The sequence below is a fragment of the Chryseobacterium sp. FW101-FHT12H09 genome (assembly GCF_058790395.1).
Window position 1 is genome coordinate 408,902 of the sequence record NZ_JBYTCP010000004.1, and the last position, 22,775, is coordinate 431,676.

Consider the following 22,775-nt stretch of genomic DNA (forward strand, 5'->3'; position numbering starts at 1 on the left):
CATCGTTTTTTTATACAAAAAAGAATTGACCTCTCAATAGTAAAGAGGGGTATGAAAAAGCCCAGATCACAATCCGGGCTTTTTATTTATTCTATCTAATAAAGTTTTCTTATTTGCAGACCATTTAGGATAGGCTCGCCCTGTTTAGTAATAAAATTTATCGTTATACCCTGTCCTTCTTTCACCAACAATGTTGTCTTAGTATTATATGCTGTTATTGGTTTCAGGTAATTATCATCAGAAAGGTCTTCAAGGATGGTAAGTCCATTAACAGCTACATCAAACCTGCGTCCTATTCCGGTTTTGGTATTCTGATTGGCATTGTTTTCCAGATTATAGACCAGTTTTTCCTGTTGCTCCGGGCTAAGAAGTTCAGCAAAGTGTAATGTTAATTCATAAAATCCATCAGGAACATCAGCCTTAAAGGTCTTCAAACCTATACGTTGTGTTTCGTACATCGCATCATATGAAGTTCCAAATATATTTCTCCTTGAACCGTAACGCTCACCCTTTTCATCTTCTTTATATATTTTCCCACCGATATATCCCCAACTTCCTGCTTCATATTCTTTTTCCGGTACCCAGGCTTCTTTTGTCAAATCATCTTCAAACATTCTTTGATCTCCCATGCTTACATTTAAAGTAGAAAAAGAATTTTCTTTGCTTTTTAACTGATTGGCTATAACATGGAAATCAATATTAACAAAATCTTCCTGGCCATCATTGGTTATAGCTTTAAGTGTATTATTTCCATTTTTGAAAATACAGGTAAAAACAGCTTTACCTTCACTCATACTTTCTGCACCTATCAACTGTCCATTAAGCCAGAGTTTTACTTCTTTCTGATTGGTATATACTGTGACTGGCTGTGTTGCATACGTATCACTTCCCTGATCTGCCTGCTGAGCACGATATAACCAGTCCGACCCTCCGATTTTTACAAAAGGTTCCTTTGCCAGTAAAGCCTTATAAATAAAGTAACTGTCTTTGGGTTTGCGGTCGGTAGTTAGCAAACCCTTGTTATTAATATGCGGAACGGCTTCCTGACGGCTTTCATTCCCAAATTCTGCAAGATTCCAAACGATTGCCCCTGCAATGAAAGGATATTTTTTAATTGTTCTAATGTATGCTTCATGATAGAGATTCGCGTATTCCTGGGTTTTATCGAAAATTGTAGGTTTAAAATTATGAAGACGATAATCTGAATCAGCGCCAAATTCTGAAATGATCAAAGGTTTTAGGGGATATTCTTTATGATGTTTTAAAACAAAAGTCTCAAAATCTTCAAACTTTCCACCATACCAACCCTGATATAAATTCCATCCTGCAATTTTTGGAATATCGATGAGACCTATCCTTTTATATAAATCAAAATCGCCATGAAATGCAATCATGGTATATCTTTCACCATCTTCAGCTCTGCATAAAGCCTCCATCTTCTGGGCGAGCTCATAAAGATTTCCCCAATACTTTTCTCTTTCAGGCGTTTTATCTTTATACAGCGGTTGGATAAGTGCCTCATTCATATAGCTCCACATTATTACACTGGGATGGTTATAATTCTGGCGAATCATTTCACGTTGCATGTCCAGCATATTACGGGTATAATTTTCACTTTCAGTAATCTGATTATTACCTGGTGTTTCTACTGCTGTTAATATTCCCAAACGATCACAAGCTTCCATAATAGCCGGATCCTGTGGATAATGTGAAACTCTTAAAAAGTTTCCGCCCATATCTTTAAGCCATTGCACATCATTGATATGCAAAGCATCAGTAAGAGCAGAACCCATTCCTTTAAAATCCTGATGCCTGCTCGCTCCCATAATTTTATAGGGTTTTCCATTGAGATAAAATCCCTTTTCCACATCAAAATGGTACCATCTGAATCCTAGTGGATTAACGACTTCATCATAAACTACATTATTTGATTCATCTGCTAATTCGCTGACAACCTTATATAGATTAGGATCTTCCGGACTCCACAGATCGGGTTTTTTGATATTTTTTATCTGTGTAGTAAAGTTTCCATTTTTATCAGGTTTGCTTTCTGAAAACGCTATTTTTCTTCCCTCCTTATCATAAACTGAAGTTTTAATTCTGATCTTTTTATCACTGACTATCTTTCCCTTTATCTGTATTACAGCTGATTCTTCATTAACACTCGGAGTACTGATAAATACACCATTAGTCGCATAATTATCCATATCAAAATGATTTTTATCGACGGCAATAAGATAAACATCACGATAAATACCTCCATAAACGCTAAAATCACCTCCTAGTGGGGGAATATCGGAATTATGACTGTTATCAAGTTTTACTTTAATTTCATTTTTACCTTCATGTAAAGCTTTAGTGATATTAAAACTAAAAGCCAGATAACCGCCTAAATGAGTTCCCACACTTATCCCGTTTACGAATACTTCTGCAACCTGACTCGCCCCTTCAAAATACAGATAGATACTTTTCTCTTTCCAGCCCTGGGGAATGTAAATTTCTTTCTGGTACCAGCCAATCCCCCGATAATATCCAGCTTCATCATCCATTACATCTTCGGCATTCCATGTATGAGGAATATTAATATCTTTCCAATAGTCTTTATCACTTTCGCTTCCACCTGTTCCTTTGTGAAACTGCCATGAAGTATTCATGCTTTGTTTGATGCGCTGCGAAAATAGCAGAACTGGTAGTAGTAATAATGCAGGTATAATGATATTTTTTAACTGATTCATGGTATTAAAAGATTTATGAAAGACATAATATCTCAAAAAGAGACAAAAACAAATTTAATTGAAATAATTGGGTATTATAAAATTTTCCTTCGTTTAAATAATTTAAAAGAAAAAGATAAAATGCTTATGATTACAGCTATACGTTGTTTCAACAAAAGTTTCTTTCAAATCGTGAGCTTATATAAATTAAAAAGCAACTTAAATACTTTATATATTCATTAAAATTTTCTCTCATAATTGACAATTTGTTCATATTTTTTTAAAACAACCTTAATCTTAATTTGATGCCTTCCATCGTGTCAACCATTATTTTTACGCTGAAATTTAATATACTAAAGTGAAGAAAATTTTTACATCTGTTTTATTGTGTGCATCGATCTATTTTTATGCACAATCGGGAACTGTTTCCGGAAATATCAATGATGATTCAAAAATTACATTACCCGGAGCTAAGATCTCCCTGACTCCAGGAAATATTTATACTACATCAGATGAACATGGAAACTTTATATTCCTGAATGTTCCCGCAGGAAACTATACGATGAAAGTAGATTACATCGGCTATGGAAGCAACGAATACAATGTTCTTGTTGAAGCTGATAAAAATACAAAGCAAAATATTGTTTTCACAAGAAAGGAAACGGAAATCCAAGAAGTTGTAGTAACAGGAGCTACCCTTCGTAATCAGGCCAGAGCTTTAAACAAACAAAAGAACAATGCCAATATTACAAATGTGATCTCTTCTGATCAGATCGGACGTTTTCCGGACGCTAACATTGGAGATGCACTAAAACGTGTTCCTGGAGTAACCATACAAAATGACCAGGGTGAAGCCAGAAATCTGATTATCCGGGGATTGGCTCCTAATTTAAATTCGGTAACCTTAAATGGTGACCGTATTCCATCTGCGGAAGGAGATAACAGAAATGTTCAGATGGATTTAATTCCTTCTGATATGATAGCAACTATTGAAGTCAACAAAACACTGACTCCGGATATGGATGCTGATGCTATTGGAGGATCTGTCAATCTCATTACAAGAGCTTCTCCAAACGGACAAAGGCTTTCTGCAACGCTGGCAGGTGGTTATAATCCGATTCGTGAAAAAGGAAATTATACTGCAGGTTTCGTTTATGGAAACCGTTTTCTTAATAAAAAACTGGGCGCTGTTTTCAGTTTTTCTTATAACAATAACAATTTTGGATCAGATAATATTGAGCCTACCTGGAGTCTTGCGGATGATGTAGCAAAAACAGCATATATAAGTAAGATGGGTGTTCGTTATTATAATGAACATCGCATCAGACACAGCTTTGATTTGAATATGGATTACGAATTCAATTCAAAAAATAAGATCTATGCTTCAGCAATGTATAATTTCAGGAATGATAAGGAAAACCGATATGCTTTAGGTTATAAAATAAAACCGGTTTATAATACGGATGAAACAGAAATCACAGGCTGGACGGGAAGTATTACAAGACAGGACAAAGGTGGAGATGCCGATAATGATAATACCCGTCTTGAAAAACAAAAAGTTCAGAATTATGCTTTGAGAGGTGAACATGTATTAGGCTCTAAGATCGATCTTGACTGGTCCATGAATTATGCAATGGCAAGTGAAGAAAAGCCTCATGAACGGTATATAGAATTTGAACGTAAAAACGTAAACTTTCTAAGTGATCTGAGTGACCCTGAAAGGCCAATGATCACACCGACAACAGCAGATAACCTGGGCGGCTACAAACTAAGTGATCTTTCAGATGCAAATAGTTTCACTCAGGAAAAAGAATTTGGCGCAAAAGTGAACCTTCGTTTTCCTTTTTCAGTAATTGAGGATCAAAAAGGAAGATTGCGTGTAGGAGCGAGATTACGTCTGAAAGAAAAAGAAAGAAACAATGATTACTATGCTTTTGAACCGGTAAATAGTATGGGAAGCCTTTTAACAGTTCCTACTTCTTATTTCGATGGACACAACTTTCAGGCGGGCAATTATGTTCCGGGAACTTTTGCCAGTGCAGCCTATATGGGAGGTCTTGACCTCTTCAATCCTAATTTGTTTAAAGGAGAACTTAAACCTGAAGAGTTTCTTTCCAATAATTACAGTGCAAAAGAACATATCTATGCAGGATATATCAGATGGGATCAGGATTTTAGTGATAAATTCTCTATGATCGCAGGAGCTCGAATTGAGACTACAACAATAGATTATACAGGAAATTATGTGATGGATGAAGACGATCTTGTAGGAAAAATCAATAATACGAATACCTATACGAATATTCTACCGAATGTTTCCTTTAAGTATGTTCCTGAACAAAACCTTGTTCTTCGTGCTGCCTTTACTACAGCTTTAGCCCGTCCTAATTACTATGCATTGGTTCCTTTTCTAAGTGTCATCTCAGCAGATGAACTGATCTCAGCAGGAAATCCCAATCTGAAAGCTACTTACGCCTATAACTTTGACTTCATGGCCGAAAAGTATTTCAAATCTGTGGGTATTCTTTCCGGTGGTGTATTTTACAAAAACCTGAAAGACTTTATTTATACCTATTCGAGAAAAAATTATACTGCTGCAGATTTTTCAGGAGATTTTGCGGGTCAGACCAATCCTATTTCTGAGGGAGAAGGCAATTGGAGATTTACCCAGCAAAGGAATGGTGATAATGTAGATATTTACGGTTTTGAGGTTGCCTTACAAAGACAATTGGATTTTATTCCGGGGGCATTTTGGAAAGGCCTGGGTGTTTATGTTAATTATACTTATACCAAATCAAAAGCTAAAGGAATCACTAATGAAGAAGGCGTTGAGAGAACAGATGTAGGATTACCGGGAGCTGCTCCCCATATGTTCAACGGATCTCTTTCATGGGAAAATAAACGTTTCTCAGCCAGAGTTTCTATGAACTATGCATCTTCTTATATCGACGAATTGGGTGGCACCTCATTTGATGACCGTTACTATGATAAGCAGTTGTTCCTTGATGCTAATGCTTCCTATAAAATTACCAGCCAGCTGAGAGTTTTTGCAGAAGCTAATAATTTAACTAATCAGCCGTTGAGATACTACCAGGGAATTCAAAGCAGAACAACTCAGGTTGAGTATTACAGACCCAGATTTACAATGGGTGTAAAGTTTGATTTTTAATGATTAAAGAAAAAATGACAAAAATAAATAAGGGTATAGCTATATTAACTTTCCCTTTACTGATCAACTGCATTGGGCAAAATCAGTTAGGAAAAAAAATAATGCCTACTGCTATCACAGAGCAGGTAGGTTATGATACCGATGATCCTGCCATATGGATCAATCATCAGGATGCGTCAAAAAGCATTATCATAGGAACTGATAAAGATTCTAATGGTGGATTATATGCTTTTGATCTGAATGGAAAGATCATCAATAAAGTTCTGGGATTAAAGCGTCCAAATAATGTAGATCTTGAATATGGTTTATCTTTAAATGGAAGTAAAATAGATTTTGCTGCCGTTACGGAAAGAGAAACCAATAGTGTAAAACTTTATTCACTTCCTGATCTCAAGGAAGTGGGCTCATTCACTGTTTTTGATGGTGAAACAGAGCGGTCTCCAATGGGAATTTCTATTTATAAGAACCCTGCAACAGATGAAATATTTGCTATTGTTGGAAGAAAGTCAGGGCCTAGTGACGGTTATCTCTGGCAATATAAATTAACAGAAAAAGAAGGGAAAATTACCGGAGAAGTTGTACGGAAATTTGGAAAATACAGTGGTCTGAAAGAAATCGAAAGTATTGCTGTGGATGATGAATTGGGATACATTTATTACTCTGATGAGCTATTTGGTGTCCATCAGTATTATGCTGACCCTTCAAAAGGCAATGAAGAGCTTTTGGTTTTTGGAAAAGGAGATTTTAAATCCGATGTAGAAGGAATTTCTATTTATGCCACCTCTCCAACAACAGGATACATACTGGTCTCGAATCAACAGAAAGACACATTCAACGTTTACCTGAGAGAAAATCCTTCGAAAGGAAAAATTGCAGAAATCCCTGTATCAACCAGTGAAAGTGATGGTTCAGAGGTAACAAATGTGAACCTGGGACCAAAATATCCAAAAGGGATATTTGTAGCGATGAGCAATGGTAAAGCATTTCATATTTATGACTGGAGAACACTGGAAGAAAAGATCAAGACCACCATGAAATAAATTAATCTACATTTTTTTTAATCTTGTAAACCATTGTAACTTAGTTGCAGTGGTTTTTTTATAAAGTTTCCATATTTACAATTTCTAAACCTTGCGAACATTTTACTTTACACGTTGTAAAAACAATCACATTTCATGTTCAAAAAGTACCTTAAAATAAAGATCTTAATGATCCTGATATTCTTTAATATCTCTTTTGTTCTTGCTCAGGAAAACAGTAATGCGGTTAAAAATATAGAAAAACAATTGGCTGTACTTGAGAAAGAAAATAATTTAAGCGGAGTCGTATTGATCGCTAAAAATGGTAAACCTATTTTTAAACAAGCCTATGGGATGGCAAATATTGCAGATCATATTCCCAACAAAATCAATACAAAATTCAATCTGGCATCCATGAATAAAATGTTCACGGCAATGGCTGTTATGCAATTGGTACAGGAAGGCAAAATATCAGTTCAGGATTATGTAGGCAAGTACCTCACAGATTATCCTAATAAGACTGTTCATGATTCAGTGACCATTCATCAGTTATTGACACATACTTCAGGGCTGGAAAGTTTTTGGGATGAACACGCTAAACTCGCGAAGGAAAAGTTTAGAAATACTTCCGATTACCGCCCCTTATTTGTTGATAAAAAACCGATTTTTAAACCCGGAACACAAATGCTTTACAGTAATACGGGATATATGATATTGGGACTCATTATAGAAAAACTAACCGGAAAAAATTATTCTGATTATGTAAAAGAAAAGATCTTTGTCCCATTAAAAATGTATGATACAGACGCTTATGAACTCGATGATGCCATCCTCAATATGGCAACAGGATATACGATGTCAGTGGAAAAGCCCGGTCAATGGAAAAATAATACCTTTTTAAATGTTATCAAAGGAACTCCAGCAGGAGGTGGATTTTCAACTGCTGAAGATCTACTCAAATTTGCGGATGCGTTACAGAATAATGTTTTACTCAATAAAAAAAATACCGAAATCTACACCAAAGGTTCTTTAAAATACCGTGATGCCAGGTACGCCTATGGAATCAGTGAAAGCGATATCAACGGTCATCGCATTATAGGACATACTGGAGGACATTATGGCATTGCCAATGAACTGATGATCTTTACAGATATGGGATACACCGTGGTAATACTGACCAACGGAGAAGTCGAAAACTATTGGGAAGCAGGTAATTTCATTAAACAACAATTGGCTGGTACAACACCTGCATTGGATAACTTTTTTTACACCAGAAAAGTGATCAGGCAGATTTCTGATCACGGATATGAGTCTGGCAAGAAAATGATATCAGATGATTCCGGTAAGCATGTGTTAAAAGAAAACCTGATAGAAAGATATGGTTACAAATCACTATTTGAAAGGAAAAATCAACTGGCCATAGATTTATTTATAACTAACATTTCCCAATTTCCCGATTCCAGCTACGGCTATTATAACTTAAGTGAAGCCTATAGAATTTCCGGGCAAAAAAAAGAAGCTATCGCCTATTTAAAGTACTATTTAGAGAAGGAACCTACTGACCAGGATGCAAGAATAAAATACGAAAAACTCGCCCATTAATTATAAACAAACAAGAAGCCTCTACTATTAAGTAAAGGCTTCTTTCCACCAAAAGATATAAATATGAAAAAATATTTATTCAAAAATTTGAAATACTAATAATATCAGTTTCTATTAGTATTAGTTGAAAGTTCTGCTGCTTCGAGCATTATATAATGTAAGTCTGTGTTTTTCACAAAAGGTTTTAGCAATTCACTTCCCGGACCGAACATTGCAAGTTCAACATAATCGCCAGAATGATCCATACTGATCCAGCCAACAGAATTATGCTTTTTCTGAATTTCTGAATAGAGCTTAAATGGGAGCTTTTTATAATTATATAACCCACCTTCTTTTTCAAGGCTGGTGTAGAAACCCAAAAGACTTTTTGCTTCATCATCTGCCAGACTTACTTGATTGGTTTCATAGATCCAGTCTTTCGTCTGCTGAAGGTTGAAATCAGGATGAATAGCATTAAGTATATATTCATTAGTAAATTTATAATTGGCTATACTATTGAAATTTTTAGTGGCATCAGCTCCATAAATCGTTCCTGGGTTAGCATTTCCATGATCCGTTGTGATGATTACCAATGTATTTTTATCTTTTTCGGCAAAGTCAATCGCCACTTTTACAGCATCTTCAAAAGCAAGCTGATCATGGATAAGTGCAGCAACATCATTAGCATGAGCTGACCAATCCACCTTCCCACCTTCGATCTGAAGGACAAAACCTTCTTTATGATCCTTCATCTGATCGATAGCCGCTTTTGCCATTTCTGCAAGTGTTGGTGTGTTTTGTAAAGCAGTTGTATTTTCCCGATCTATCGTATATGGTAGTGCTCCCGTATTAAAAACCCCTAAAACCTGTTTACTTTTTTCAATCTTCTGCAAATCGGAACGGTCTCTTAAAATTTGATATCCTTTTTGCTGATACAAACCATATACATCTTTCTTATCTTTTCTTTTTGAAGGATTGAAGAATTCATCTCCCCCACCCATCATTACATCAAAGCCTATTTCAGCGTACATTTCGGCTATTTCAGGTTCGGCATTTCTACTGTCAGAATTCACGCAAAAACCAGCAGGAGTAGCATGTGTGATTGTTACAGTGGTTACACATCCGGCTTTCTTACCAGCCTTTTTAAATTTTTGCCAGATTGGAACATACCTCTCACCATTTGCTCCTACATTCAAAACTCCATTTTTTACCCGGAATCCACCTCCAAATGATGAACTGGCTGCTGCAGAATCTGTAACAATAGAACTCGCCGAAGCAGTATCCATTAATGCTCTCGATACTTTATTCTCTTTATACAGATTAACCCAGTTTCCAGTTTTACCAAGAATGTTCTCAGAATACAGATTAGCCATTGCCAACGTTCCGGAACTCATCCCATCACTTACCATAAAAATGATGTTTTTGGCCTTCTTATTGGATTTTGGAATTATCAGGGTTTGATTTGCCAGTAAATCTACCGGATTAATTGTTAATAACCCGGAAAGTAATGCTGATCCTTTTAGAAACTTACGTCTATCCATCTGTATTAAAATTTCGCTTTGCAATATAAATAATAAAAACCAATAATGAAACAATGTTGCATTAAATAATTATGAATTTAGTTTAAATGGAAACTATCAGATATTCTCGGGGAAAGGGTCCTGAAAAACTATTGACTCATCGAACATTATCTTTTCCTCTACCGTGATCAGGCAATTTTCAAGATCATTCATCATTTTTTTCTGATCTAAATTCTTTCCAATAAAAACCAGTTCATTGATCCTGTCACCCCAACTTCTATCCCACCGGCTTTCAATAAATTCCTGATTTTCTATAAATGAAGGATATTGTACACGATTACTCATGGGCATACTCGACCACCATACTCCAGCTTTTTCCAATCTAAAAGATCCACCTGCCTGGGAAAAATTAAGGGCATCATCAGGACGGGAAGCGAGCCAGAACAGCCCCTTAGCACGTAATGCACCTTCTGGATACTGTACATTGAGATATTTCCATAACCTCATTGGATGAAAAGGTTTTTTATTTCTGAACACAAATGAACCAATTCCATATTCTTCAGTTTCCGGTGTATGATGTTCAGCTTGCAGTTCTTTTTGCCATCCTGCCGACTGTTGAGCTTCATCAAAATCAAATAATCCCGTATTCATAATTTCTTTGGGTTGTACCTTTCCAAATTCAGAAGTGATCAGTTTTGCAACAGGATTTAATTTCCGGATCGTTGCTTTCAAAAAATTAACAGTTTCCGTATTTACCATATCCGTTTTGTTCAGGATAATAACGTTGGCAAATTCTATCTGATCGGTCAGAAGGTTTACAATGGTACGGAAATCTCCTTCCATGTCGGTGAGATCACGATCCATTAATCGTTCGTTGGAACCAAAGTCTTTAAAAAAATTAAAGCAGTCTACTACCGTCACCATCGTATCCACATAGCTAAAGGATGAAAGGTCAATTCCACTTTCTTCATCTATAAAACTAAAAGTCTGTGCCACAGGAACTGGCTCACTGATCCCCGTACTTTCAATTAACAGATAATCAAATCTTTTTTCACGCGCTAACCTTTCTACTTCTATCATTAAGTCTTCGCGAAGTGTGCAGCAAATACAGCCATTACTCATTTCCACCAGTTTTTCTTCTGTTCTGGACAGTGTATTTTGATTTTCCACAAGACGTGCATCAATGTTTATTTCGCTCATATCATTAACGATTACAGCTACTTTTAAACCTTCTTTATTATGCAGAATATGGTTGAGTAATGTGGTCTTCCCTGCACCAAGAAAACCACTGAGTACAGTTACAGGAAGTTTTTCCTTTGTCATGATAATAGAATTAATGTTTATGATTTTTAAAATTGAGAATATGACCGGTAATTAATCCTACAGCTCCTACATAGATCAATGGAATATGGATTTCATAAATGAGATCAACCAATACCGATATAGAGATTAATAGAATTGAGATCCAGAACAACGATTTCAACCAGAGTTTTGAAACCTTTTTCGTTACTCTGTACACAACCACTCCTCCAATGAAAAGAAAAGCAAGATCAACATAAGGATTATGAGAGATTCCCAGAGGAACAATCATTAATAAAGGAAAAATAATACAATGGATCAAACATAAAACTGCTGCTGAAATTCCTACTGCATCTAAAATTTTTGATTTCATAAATGGATATTTAAGTTTAAAATACTTATCGTAACTTTGTTGCAAATGTAAATATTAAATCTAATTAATGCAACATTGTTGCAATAAAATCATGAAGCAAGTTAGAAATACCCAGGCCAAAACTGAGATATTAAACATTATCAATAACTCAGAAAGCGCATTATCCCACACTGCTATTCAGGAGAAAGTTGGGGATCTATGCAATCGTGTTACTACTTATCGAGTATTGGACCGTTTGGAAGAGGAAGGGAAAATACATAAGATTGTGAATGTAGATGGTGTCGTGAATTATGCCAAATGTCATCATTGTACAGAGAATGATCACTCCCATAATCATATCCATTTCAATTGTGAGAAATGCCAGTCGGTTACCTGTATAGAAAATATAGTTCCGGAAATAACACTACCTAAGCATTTTGTTGCAAAAAGTTACAATTTCGTAGTAAGCGGAATTTGTCCGAAATGTTATCAAAATTAACCTTTGATAACGTAAATAAAGTAAAATATCTATCAGCTGTTAAAGATTTTTTTATCTATTTTTGATTTAAAGCATTTCAGTACAGAAAGTACCCGAAAAGTATGGCAGTCACAAATATGAAAAAAATAAATTTTTCAAAAATCTTCAAGTTGGTTCGCTGGAAGGAAGTTTTAGCAGTTGCTATCTTATTACTGGCATTTGTATTTTTCCGAAGTGAAAGACATGAGCTGGCTACTATTGGTCCTGAGCTTCAAAATGCAAAATTAGGTTGGATCTTAATTGGAGTATTATTAGCCTTCATTTATGTTCTTCTTCAAGGTTTAATGTATGTAACGAGTTTTCGCGCTACAAAATTAAATGTAAGTATATCAGATGCTACAAGTTTATTTTTAAAACGAAACTTCCTAAGTGTATTTCTTCCTGCCGGTGGCGTCAGTTCACTTGCTTATCTTCCCCGAAACATTAGAACGAAAGGTTATAAGTCTTCGAAAATCCATCAGGCCAGTGCCATATATGGATTTGTAGGCTTACTGACAGTAGTACTGGTTGGGATTCCATTAATCGCTTATGCAGTTTTGATCAATAAAAACTTTAATGACAGCTGGGTTGGTATTTTAGTTTTAGTGGCAATACTTATCGGAAGTTATCTCATTTTCATTTCTTTCCGGAAGAAAAATTCCTTCTACCAATTCCTTGATAAGAAATTCCCAAAATTTATCAGCACAGTTGATGAAATATTTACCAATGAAATCGATAAAAAGTACTTTTGGATTACTATTCTGGTTTCTATTTTTATTGAATTTTGTGGTGTTTTCCATCTTCTGATCGCCATGTATGCATTTGGAGTTCCTGCTTCATTTTCTGCGGCAGCAATATCGTATGTTGTTTCAATTTTATTAATGATCGTATCTCCTTTTCTTCGTGGTTTGGGGGCTGTGGAATTTTCTCTCACCTATATCCTTGCCAATTTCGGATATAAGCATGCCGATGGTTTAGGAATTACATTGCTTTATCGTTTTTTTGAATTTTGGATTCCTTTGATTCTGGGAATAGTAGCCTACCTATGGGGTGGAAGAAAACTATTTGCTCGTATTTTACCTGTAATCATGATCTTTTTATTAGGTATTATTAATATCCTTTCTGTAATTACACCAGCATTAACAGATCGTCTTCATATTCTGAAAAACTATTTACCCTGGGAATTGATCCATATTTCCAAGATGATCACACTTATTTCAGGAGTATTGCTTTTGGCGACTTCTGCCAATCTTTTTAGAGGTTATAAAAGAGCTTGGTATTTTGCTGTGATCCTTACCATCTTCTCTATTGTTTTTAATTTATCAAAAGCTCTGGATTATGAAGAAGCCTTGTTTTCAGCATTCACTTTAGGCCTGTTATTATATACCAGAAAAGAATATATTTTCACGACTAAAATCGTTTCTTTACAAAAAGGATTTAGCTGGTTTTTAGGGATCTTTACCGTCATTTTAATTTTCAATTACCTTAGCTTCTACTTTATAAGCAAATCTCATTTCGGTATAGATTTTACAAAAGAAGAGGCTCTGTATTATACATTACATACATTTTTATTATTCAAAGATTCCGGACTTACCCCGCTTACAGGGTTTGCAAGGGATTTTCAGAACCTCAACTATATTCTTGGGGTTATTTCCTGGTTGGTACTTATCTTTTCATTTTACAGGACCCACTCCCGTATTGAAAAAGATGACAAAGAGAGCCATATGAATGCCCAACATCTTGTAGAAGAGTTTGGAGCTTCTTCATTGGACTATTTTAAACTGACCAAGGAAAAACAGTTTTACTTTTCAGAAGAAATCAATGGCATGGTATCCTTCCGGACAGCAAACGGATTCGCTGTCGTATTAGAAGATCCTGTTTGTGCTGAGCAAAATAAGACAGATCTGATTAATGAATTTGATCAATACTGTAAGAATAATAACCTAAAGACCTGTTATTACAGAGTAGGTGAAAATGGAATCGTTTATTTTAATCCTTTAAAAAAACAAAAATTATTTATTGGTCAGGATGCAATTGTAGATACAGAAAAGTTTAGTCTGAGTGGGAAAGACAGGAAAACGATTAGAAATGGAATTAATGCTGTTGAAAAATCAGGTTATACCACAACAATACGCTATGCTCCTCATAATGAGGATATGATAGATCATATTCAAAGGGTTTCCGACGAATGGTTAAGAGAGTTTGATAAAAAAGAAATCGTATTCGCTGAAGGGATGTTTGATCGCGAAGTTGTAAAAAATCAAGATCTTATTACCATTTTTGATGTCGATGGTATGTGTGTTGCATTTTTAAATATCATTCCACATTGTGCCCCTGATGAATGCAGTTATGATATGATCAGAAAAACTGAAAATGCGCCGAATGGCAGTGTAGATGTTTTAATTGTGAAACTTATAGAATATGCTAAAAGTAAAAATCTAAAGTTTGTCAATATGGGAATGACCCCAATGGCAGGAATAGAACAGACCAACAATACGGCTGAAGATATTATGAAATTTGCCTATCAAAGAGTAGGAAGTTTTAAGCATTATCAAACACTGAGAAACTTTAAAGAAAAGTATGCTGATATCTGGGAAAACAAGTATCTGGTGTACAACAATGATTTTGAACTACTTCAAATCCCGACGACATTAAGTAAAGTGATGAAACCGCAAAAAAATGAAGAATAAGCTGCAAAAACTGATAAGAATTTTATCTGTATTGACATTAGCCTTTTTTTTCGGCTGTCAGAAAGATAATGATTTTAGGATCACGGAATGGGACTCCAATACCAATAAGCCCATCATCTTTTTTATAAGTGGGGATGCTGGTTTTAATACGTTCACAAAGAGCTTAGGGACGAATCTTCATACACTGGGTTATGATGTATTTGCTTTAGATACAAAATCTTATTTCTGGAACAAAAAAACTCCGGAACAAACCTCTTTAGACATTGAGAATTGTATTAAGGAGAAGTTACATGGACGAAAAAATCAACACGTCGTTTTATTAGGGTTTTCATTTGGTGCTGATGTTACTCCCTTTGTATATAACCGTTTTACCACCAGCTTAAAAGAGAAGATTCAAAAAGTTTTTATTATGGGCCCTTCAAAAAGTAATGATTTCAAGATCCATCTTGATGAGTACTTCGGATTTGAACCTAAAGGCAGCCTCCAGGTGATCCCTGAAATCAATAAAATGGGCACAGTTCCCGTAATGGTTGTCTTAAGTGATTTTGAATTTACCCGTTTTCCCTACCGGACAATAACCCTGGGAGCCAATTACAGGATGAAACATATAGCTGGAAATCATCATTATGGAAATAATACCAAAATGCTGGCGAATTTCATCAAGAGTAATTTATAACTTGCATAATACTGAAGCTAAATCCTGAGCCTCTACTTAATATATCTTTCTGGATACTATAATCTAAAATTTAATTTATTACTATTCATAAGAACTTATGAATAGCTGAACATATGGTATTTTGTTTAAGTGATCAAAAAATTGAGAGAAAAATAATATCTTAGTTGAATGAAATATTTAGAAAAAATTCAAGGATTATTACCATTAGGGTATTTATATCTTATTATTCTTGGACTTTTAAAGGAAAGTATTCTTTTTTATCAATTGGGAATAAATATTTTAAAATACTCATCTATTACAGATATCCTCATCAGTCCGATTGCTGATATGACATCAAGTCCTATATTGATTATAATAATAATTTCTGTCGTCCTTTTTTTCTTTTTATTTCAGGTAGTCCTGATCAGGAACAGAGATAAAAACTGGGGCAAGAAGCTACTAGGAAGCTATAAAATAAATCCTGAAAGTGATAAAAAAGAGTTGCAGAAAACCATGATTCCGATCTTTTCTATACTTGTAGCCATTGAACTTCTTGCCTTATTCGTTGGATTGGGAATAGGACAAGGCAGCATTATTAAAAAAAGAATAGAAGCCCAAAACCTAAAATACAATTATACAATCACTTCTGAATCCAGTGAACCGACTGACATCTATATGATCGACATTAATAGTACTTACTATTTTTATGTAACAAAAGGAGATCAACAAATCAAAATAGATCCTGTCGGAAAAATTAATAACCTTGAAGTCATCAAAAAAAAATAAAATGAAAAATAAACCTATAACCGAATACACAAACGAGGAACTCATCAACAATGAAAAGAAAAGTAAAGCAGTAACCACCTTGCTGATGGTTTCAATCCCGATACTATTCTTAAGTAATATGTTTTTAATATTCAAAAATGGATTTACTGCCCTCACTGTAATTCCTATCGCCCTGCTCCCTATTTTAATCCTAAATATTAACAAGTGGAATCAATTAAAAAAAGAAAAGGCGAATAGAAATTTATAAAAGATAAAAAAGCCGCCCAGAATTATAAGAGGTATTAAAGAAATACCGGATCAATATTATTTTTTATGTACATATTTTTCCAATCGGTGTAAACCTTCCTCCAAAACTTGTCTTGGACAGGCGATATTTATGCGTAAAAAACCTTCTCCAGAGCTTCCGTACATGGTACCTGAATTTAACCAAAGCTTTTCTTCTTTAAATAAAAACTTGGAAAGTTCATCTGATCCTTTACCTAAAGTATGACAATCCAGCCATACAAGATAAGTCGCCTGTAAGTCACTAACCAATACATTTGGCAGATATTCCTTGCAAAAATATTTTAGATATAAATAGTTGGCATATACATATTCTTTTAGTTCTTCCATCCAATTTCTACCCTGATTATAAGCTGCTATTAAAGCTTCAACGGCGAATGGATTAATGGTAGTTGTTTCCTGTATTGTAAGTATTTTCTCAATCCGTTTTAAGATCTCCTGATCTTTGGAGATAACATAAGATACAGGCAGGCTGGATAGATTAAATGTCTTACAGGGCGAACCACAGGTAACAGAAACCAGATCATAATTTCCTGCAACAGAAACAAACGGAATATGCCGATGATTTTTATAAACCAGATCAGCATGGATTTCATCTGAAACTACCATTACTTGATGTTTTGTGCATATGGAAGCTATTTTCTCCAGTTCTTCACGTACCCAAACTCTACCCACAGGGTTATGAGGACTGCAGATTAACAGCATTTTAGTTTGTGGATCTGAAGCTTTCAATTCCAAATCAACAAAATCTATTTGATAATTTCCATTTTCATAGATCAAATGGTTCTCAACTGTATTGCATTCACAGTTTTCTATAAGCGTAAAGAAATGATTGTAGACAGGTGATTGAACAATAATATTATCCCCCGGTTGAAGATGGGCTCTGATAATAGCTGAAAGTGCGGGGATCATTCCGGGAACTGGTAACAGCCACTCTTTTTTCAAGATCAGCTGATGGCTTATTTCCCACCAATTGATAATAGAATCATAAAATGCTGAAGGAATAATACTGTAACCAAATATTCCTTGTTCAACCTTCCTTGAAAGAGCTTTTATAACTTCAGGAGGTGTTTTAAAATCCATATCAGCTACCCACATTGGCAATACATTTTCATCAGCAACCTTATCCCATTTTATAGAGTTCGTTCCTCGTCTTGGTATTATTTCGTCAAAATTATAGTTCATGTAATTAAGGAGTGTCTAAATAGTTTTTAAGATCTGAAATAGTTTTTATTTTTAATTTCTGAGACTGTTCTCTACGCATCATTAAAGCATAAGAATTATTAAAACCCAAAGGTTTCAGCCATTCAATTCCATATTGTTTTTTAAATTCTGAATTGACATAATCATAGGTTTTTTCCGCACTCTGACTTACATTTTTAATGGTTGATTCCGTTGGCTTTAGAAGCACTAAAAGTCCGGTGCCTGTATATTCAGGATAAAAATCGATCGCATCATTCGTCAGAGCATCGAAACATATTTTAGTTCCTCCCAATCCGGTCTTCGTTTCAACCTTATAATCGGTATAGCCTTCAATAAGCATTTTATACATTTCTGTAAGAATATACTGCTCGCCAAAAATTTTTGATCCGATCCTTATGGTTCCGCCGCTACCTTTTCTTGGGGTCTTTAATAATCCATTTTTTCTTAGAAAATCTTTAGCAATTTTTTCCGGCGTCTGGTGTAAATAGTCCGATCTGTAATTAAGATCCGTCATAACGGAATCATTAAATTTTCCAACCAACAAATTTAAAACTTCCTTCAATTGGGGAAATTTTTGTAATGTTTTTGTTTTGATGATTGGTGCTGCAAAATAAGGTGGAAATATTTTTTTATCATCATTTAAAACATAGAGATCAAAAGCCTTAATTCTGCCATCTGTAGAATAACCACTGATAACATCCAGTTCTTTATCATAAGCAGCTTTGTACATAATAGCATCACTTACAATGGTAGGCTTCGCATTCAGTCCATACACTGATCTCAAACCGATATCTCCATCCTGTCGTCCCATAAACTCCGGCGTAAAACCTGCTTTAAGTTTGTTCCCGGAATTTGAAGTTAGTACATAGAATCCAACAACGACAATCAGTATTAAGGGAATGATAAATAAGATCTTACGAAGTCTTCGGTAACCTGTCTTTTGTAAAACAGCAATCAGCTGATCTAATATAATAGCAAGTAAAGCCGCTGGAATGGCACCTGCAAGGATCATATTGGTATTATTCAGTGAAATACCACCGAATATAAATTCACCTAATCCTCCTGCCGCAACAAATGAAGCTAATGTAGCCACTCCAACATTGATAACAGCAGCGGTCCGTATTCCTGCAATGATAACGGGCATTGCTAAAGGAAGTTCAACTTTGAAAAGAAGCTGTTTCCTACTCATTCCCATTGCTTTCGCCGCTTCAATAACTGCAGGGTCAACTCCCGTAATTCCTGTGTAAGTATTTCTGATAATTGGTAAAAGCGCATAGATCAGTAAAGCTACAATTGCCGGGGTTGCTCCTATCCCAAAAGCAGGAATCATAAATCCAAGCAAAGCAATACTGGGAACAGTTTGTAAGATACCTGCAGTTCCAAGAACAGGATTGGCAAATAATCTCTTCCTTGCTATCAATATTCCCAGGGGAACTCCAACTACGATCGCCAATAGTAATGACACAAAAGTCAATCCAAGATGTTGTACAATTTGAATCAGGAGTTTATCTTGTTGTTCGACAATAAATTGCCATAGACTTTGTTGCGTCATTCGGTCTGCACTTTTCTATAAATATTGAATGCTTCTGTTAATTTTTCATACTGTTCTGTATAGCTTTTATCAGCACTTAGCTTTTGTAAAATATTCCATACGTTTTCAGTTTTATTAAACCTTCCATTTAGTATTTGAGAATCGGCAAGAAAGGGTCGGACATTCTCTAAGCTGGCTACTTTATACTCCAGTAAAAGCCTGTTTTCTGCAAAAAAATCTTTTACAAAATCGTTCTCAGGGCGATAAAGCATTTCCATCGGAGTTCCTATTTGAATAATTTGCCCTTTATCCATCAAACAAATCCTATGCCCCAGTTCAAACGCTTCCTGCACGTCGTGAGTAACAAGAATGATGGTTTTATTTTTAAGCTCTTCAAGTGATTTAAATTCAGAATGAATGTCTGCTTTTGTTATATTATCCAATGCACCAAAAGGCTCATCCATTAATAGTATGGGAGTATCTGCAATTAAAGCTCTGGCAATGCCAACACGCTGTTGCTGTCCCCCACTTAATTCCTGAGGAAAACGAGTTAAAAGATCTTCGGGTAAATGAAGCTTATGTATTAACTCCCCGGTTCTGCTCTGGATCTTTTTTTTCTCCCATTTCAGCAACTCCGGAACTACAGCTATATTCTGTCGAATCGTATAATGGGGAAACAACCCTGAATGCTGCATAACGAAACCTATATGCATCCGGAGTTCTTCAACCTTCTTATTGCGAATATTTTCTCCGTTAATAAATATATTACCAGAATCAGCTTCTATCAGACGATTGATCATTTTTAGAGTCGTTGTTTTTCCGCAACCACTGGTTCCCAGAAGTACTAATATTTCCTTGTCATTCGCTTGAAAAGAAATGCGGTCGACAGCAGTTCGTTCGTCAAAATTTTTAGTTACTGATTCTACTTTAATCATAGTTTAAGACTTATTTCGCCAATCTGATTCCTGTGAACTGCCAGCGTAGATTCGCATGAAAGAAATTACGATATGTATTTCTACTGTGCCCCTTTGGTGTTGCTTCTGAGGCACCTCGTAAGACCATTTGGTTTACCATAAATTTTCCATTGTATTCCCCTACTGCACCAGCTTCTTTTTTAAATCCCGGGTAAGGTAAATAGGCACTTCCAGTCCATTCCCAACGGTTTCCCCACGGAAATTCTTCAGAAGCGACTTCCCACTCGGCTTCGGTAGGTAAACGCATTCCTTTCCAGGCAGCATAAGCTGCGGCTTCGTAGAAATTAATGTGACAGACCGCTTCTCCGGGATCTAATTCCTGTAAACCATCTAAAGTATAATACATCCATTGGCCTTCAATAAAATGCCAATACAAAGGAGATTTTATATTATTTTGTTTTACCCAGTCCCAACCTTCAGCATGCCAATGCCTGAAATCAGTATACCCGCTATCATTTATAAATTCCAAGTATTCACCATTGGTAACTGCCCGATCACTTATTTCAAAATCCTGAAGATAAACTTTATGTCTCCCTAACTCATTATCGAAACAAAAACCATTACCATTAAAACCAATTTCATAGATCCCTTCATTAAAATGGATCATTTTCCCTATACTTAGGTTTTCCTGTTTTACACCTGAATCTTTTCTATAAGCAGGAAATAAAGGATTATGTCCAAGAATATATTTGATATCGGTAAGCAAAAGTTCCTGATGTTGCTGTTCATGATTTAATCCAAGTTCCAAAAGGGACTCAATAGATTTACTCATTGATTCACTTTGAAGGAAAGCTTTCATTTGCTGATCAACATATTCTCTGTATTGGTAAACATCAGCAACTGAGGGACGGCTCAGATTACCTCGATCGGTCCTGATAACACGTGCTCCGATGGTTTCATAATAACTGTTGAAAACAAAATTATATTGGGGATCAAAAACCTCATAACCTGGAAAATTGGGTGACAATATAAAAGTTTCAAAAAACCAGGTGGTATGTCCTAAATGCCATTTTGGCGGGCTAACATCTACAATAGGCTGCACCACAAAGTCTTCAATTTCCAATGGGGCACAAATTGCTACGGAATGGTTTCGAACATCCGTATATTTCTTTACTACATCAATAATCTTAGGATTTGCTATCATCTTTTTAGATTTTAATTATTATTTCACTTTCCAAACGGAATCTATAAACCATTTTTTTGAGTCTCTTATTTCTCCCTTGATCTCAAAACCCGCTTTTTCTGCTAATTCTTCGATATCTGTTTCTGAAAACTTTTGTGAAACTTCCATATCAATCAGCTCATTTTCTTTAAACGATATTACTGCATGATCAATGGTTACAACCTGATCGATAAGACTTACAAGATAACTTCGGCATGCCCCACTAACAGGGTCGTATGTCTGATAATGCTGAAATTGCTTAAGGTCAAAATCGGCATCAAGTTCACGATTAATGCGGGTAAGAAGATTAAGATTAAATGACGCTGTTATACCAGTCTTATCATTATAGGCATTTAAAATAGTATGTGGATTTTTCTTTAGATCAAAACCTACCAATACCCGATCTCCTGATGCGAGATGTTGTTTTAGACCTGAACAAAATGAACGGGCCTCATCAAGTTCCATATTTCCGATATTACCACCTAAAAACAATATCACCTTCCTTCTTGAGGAAAGTGAAGCTGCTTTATTTAACATTTCGAAATACTCACCTTCTAAGCAGACTACTTTTAATTCCGGTATGCTTTCATTTAATTTCTGATCCAGAATTGAAAGGATATTACCTGAAATATCAATAGGCATATAGGTAAAATCCAAGCCTTTTTTTACCATGTATTTCAAGAGGTGCGTTGATTTCATGGCATCACCGGCACCAAGTTCAATAAGATCGAATGGTTGATCATCAAAGGCAATAAGATCAGCAATATCCGATGTTTTATTTTGAAATATATCCAGTTCACATTGGGTAAGATAATATTCCGGCATTGCCATTATTTTCTGGAAAAGATGATCCCCAATTTCATCATAAAAGTACTTTGAAGATAATCTCTTAGGATCACTTTCCAGTCCTTTTTTTACATCGAGGAAAAAGTTTTCGGTCTTATTGTGATTATTTTTTATTTGAGAATTGGTGTTTAAATTCATTTTACGTTTTCATTATAGTTCGGTAAGCACTACTTATTTACCGCTATCTACATTACTCCTCATAAAAGTTTGTGCTTGAATTATATCATTATAATTAAATGTATACATATTTTTTGATTTAGCAATTCCGTTTTTAGTCTTTTTAAGAAAATCATGAAAATTTAAAATATCAATCATAAAAGTAAAGCCTGCAAAAACAGTATTATTCATCTTACCTTTTTGAAAAATAATTATCTAGAAAACAGTAATATGAGCTCCTAAATAAGGTTCTAAAATAAAAACAGTATATACATTTAAAATATCGTTTTAATATTTTACTTTTAGCGCTATAATTCGA

18 protein-coding genes are annotated in these 22,775 nt (G+C 35.2%); 8 read left to right on the top strand and 10 right to left on the bottom strand.

What is annotated here, in order from left to right:
- Positions 1-95: 95 nt before the first annotated feature.
- Entirely contained in the window at positions 96-2,735 is a 2,640-nt protein-coding gene (locus AC3WRL_RS17550) for a glycoside hydrolase family 2 TIM barrel-domain containing protein (protein WP_492330853.1), read from the bottom strand.
- A gap of 337 nt (positions 2,736-3,072) precedes the next feature.
- On the opposite strand from AC3WRL_RS17550, the gene AC3WRL_RS17555 reads away from it, so the two are divergent.
- The 3 genes from AC3WRL_RS17555 to AC3WRL_RS17565 all read left to right on the top strand — a co-directional run bounded on the left by AC3WRL_RS17555 (position 3,073) and on the right by AC3WRL_RS17565 (position 8,504).
- Complete coding sequence (locus AC3WRL_RS17555; protein WP_492330854.1) at positions 3,073-5,883, top strand: TonB-dependent receptor; 2,811 nt, start codon at positions 3,073-3,075, stop codon at positions 5,881-5,883.
- Positions 5,884-5,897: 14 nt separating this feature from the next.
- Positions 5,898-6,923, top strand: a complete 1,026-nt coding sequence (locus AC3WRL_RS17560) for a phytase (protein WP_492330855.1) — start codon at positions 5,898-5,900, stop codon at positions 6,921-6,923.
- A gap of 135 nt (positions 6,924-7,058) precedes the next feature.
- Positions 7,059-8,504, top strand: coding sequence for a serine hydrolase (locus AC3WRL_RS17565; RefSeq protein WP_492330856.1), 1,446 nt, complete (start codon positions 7,059-7,061; stop codon positions 8,502-8,504).
- Between the two features lie 104 nt (positions 8,505-8,608).
- Here AC3WRL_RS17565 and AC3WRL_RS17570 read toward each other — a convergent pair whose 3' ends face one another.
- The 3 genes from AC3WRL_RS17570 to AC3WRL_RS17580 form a co-directional block, all read right to left on the bottom strand.
- Positions 8,609-10,024 carry an alkaline phosphatase gene (locus AC3WRL_RS17570; RefSeq protein WP_492330857.1) on the bottom strand — a complete coding sequence of 472 codons (1,416 nt, stop codon included), beginning with the start codon at positions 10,022-10,024 and terminating at the stop codon, positions 8,609-8,611.
- Positions 10,025-10,120: 96 nt separating this feature from the next.
- On the bottom strand, positions 10,121-11,326 hold the full coding sequence (locus AC3WRL_RS17575; RefSeq protein WP_492330858.1) for a GTP-binding protein: 1,206 nt from the start codon (positions 11,324-11,326) through the stop codon (positions 10,121-10,123).
- 10 nt (positions 11,327-11,336) lie between these two features.
- Positions 11,337-11,675, bottom strand: a complete 339-nt coding sequence (locus AC3WRL_RS17580) for a MerC domain-containing protein (RefSeq protein WP_214825699.1) — start codon at positions 11,673-11,675, stop codon at positions 11,337-11,339.
- 91 nt (positions 11,676-11,766) lie between these two features.
- Between AC3WRL_RS17580 and AC3WRL_RS17585 the strand changes: the two genes are divergently transcribed.
- The 5 genes from AC3WRL_RS17585 (at position 11,767) to AC3WRL_RS17605 (ending at position 16,549) form a co-directional block, all read left to right on the top strand.
- The gene (locus AC3WRL_RS17585) at positions 11,767-12,153 is read left to right on the top strand and encodes a Fur family transcriptional regulator (protein WP_214825701.1); all 387 of its coding nucleotides are present in this window, start codon (positions 11,767-11,769) and stop codon (positions 12,151-12,153) included.
- A gap of 116 nt (positions 12,154-12,269) precedes the next feature.
- The gene (locus AC3WRL_RS17590) at positions 12,270-14,861 is read left to right on the top strand and encodes a phosphatidylglycerol lysyltransferase domain-containing protein (protein WP_492330859.1); all 2,592 of its coding nucleotides are present in this window, start codon (positions 12,270-12,272) and stop codon (positions 14,859-14,861) included.
- Positions 14,851-15,537: an AcvB/VirJ family lysyl-phosphatidylglycerol hydrolase gene (locus tag AC3WRL_RS17595; protein WP_492330860.1), complete on the top strand. Its 687-nt coding sequence runs from the start codon at positions 14,851-14,853 to the stop codon at positions 15,535-15,537. Before AC3WRL_RS17590 ends, AC3WRL_RS17595 begins: the two co-directional genes overlap by 11 nt.
- Positions 15,538-15,705: 168 nt before the next feature.
- The gene (locus AC3WRL_RS17600; protein ID WP_492330861.1) at positions 15,706-16,302 is read left to right on the top strand and encodes a hypothetical protein; all 597 of its coding nucleotides are present in this window, start codon (positions 15,706-15,708) and stop codon (positions 16,300-16,302) included.
- 1 nt (position 16,303) lies between these two features.
- Positions 16,304-16,549 (top strand): redox-active disulfide protein 2, encoded by a 246-nt coding sequence (locus tag AC3WRL_RS17605; protein ID WP_214825709.1) that lies wholly within the window; start codon positions 16,304-16,306, stop codon positions 16,547-16,549.
- Between the two features lie 56 nt (positions 16,550-16,605).
- On the opposite strand, the gene AC3WRL_RS17610 is transcribed toward AC3WRL_RS17605, so the two are convergent.
- Genes AC3WRL_RS17610 through AC3WRL_RS17635 form a run of 6 tightly spaced genes read right to left on the bottom strand, consistent with a single transcriptional unit; the run spans position 16,606 to position 22,648 of the window.
- Positions 16,606-17,769 carry a MalY/PatB family protein gene (locus AC3WRL_RS17610; protein ID WP_492330862.1) on the bottom strand — a complete coding sequence of 388 codons (1,164 nt, stop codon included), beginning with the start codon at positions 17,767-17,769 and terminating at the stop codon, positions 16,606-16,608.
- A gap of 4 nt (positions 17,770-17,773) precedes the next feature.
- Entirely contained in the window at positions 17,774-19,339 is a 1,566-nt protein-coding gene (locus AC3WRL_RS17615; RefSeq protein ID WP_492330863.1) for an ABC transporter permease/substrate-binding protein, read from the bottom strand.
- A complete protein-coding gene (locus AC3WRL_RS17620) occupies positions 19,336-20,253 on the bottom strand; it encodes an ABC transporter ATP-binding protein (RefSeq protein ID WP_492330864.1) in 918 nt (305 codons plus the stop codon). Before AC3WRL_RS17620 ends, AC3WRL_RS17615 begins: the two co-directional genes overlap by 4 nt.
- A gap of 10 nt (positions 20,254-20,263) precedes the next feature.
- Complete coding sequence (gene egtB, locus AC3WRL_RS17625) at positions 20,264-21,436, bottom strand: ergothioneine biosynthesis protein EgtB (RefSeq protein WP_492330865.1); 1,173 nt, start codon at positions 21,434-21,436, stop codon at positions 20,264-20,266.
- A gap of 18 nt (positions 21,437-21,454) precedes the next feature.
- Positions 21,455-22,438 carry an L-histidine N(alpha)-methyltransferase gene (locus AC3WRL_RS17630; protein ID WP_492330866.1) on the bottom strand — a complete coding sequence of 328 codons (984 nt, stop codon included), beginning with the start codon at positions 22,436-22,438 and terminating at the stop codon, positions 21,455-21,457.
- 33 nt (positions 22,439-22,471) lie between these two features.
- Positions 22,472-22,648, bottom strand: coding sequence for a hypothetical protein (locus tag AC3WRL_RS17635; RefSeq protein ID WP_261511962.1), 177 nt, complete (start codon positions 22,646-22,648; stop codon positions 22,472-22,474).
- Positions 22,649-22,775 lie beyond the last annotated feature (127 nt).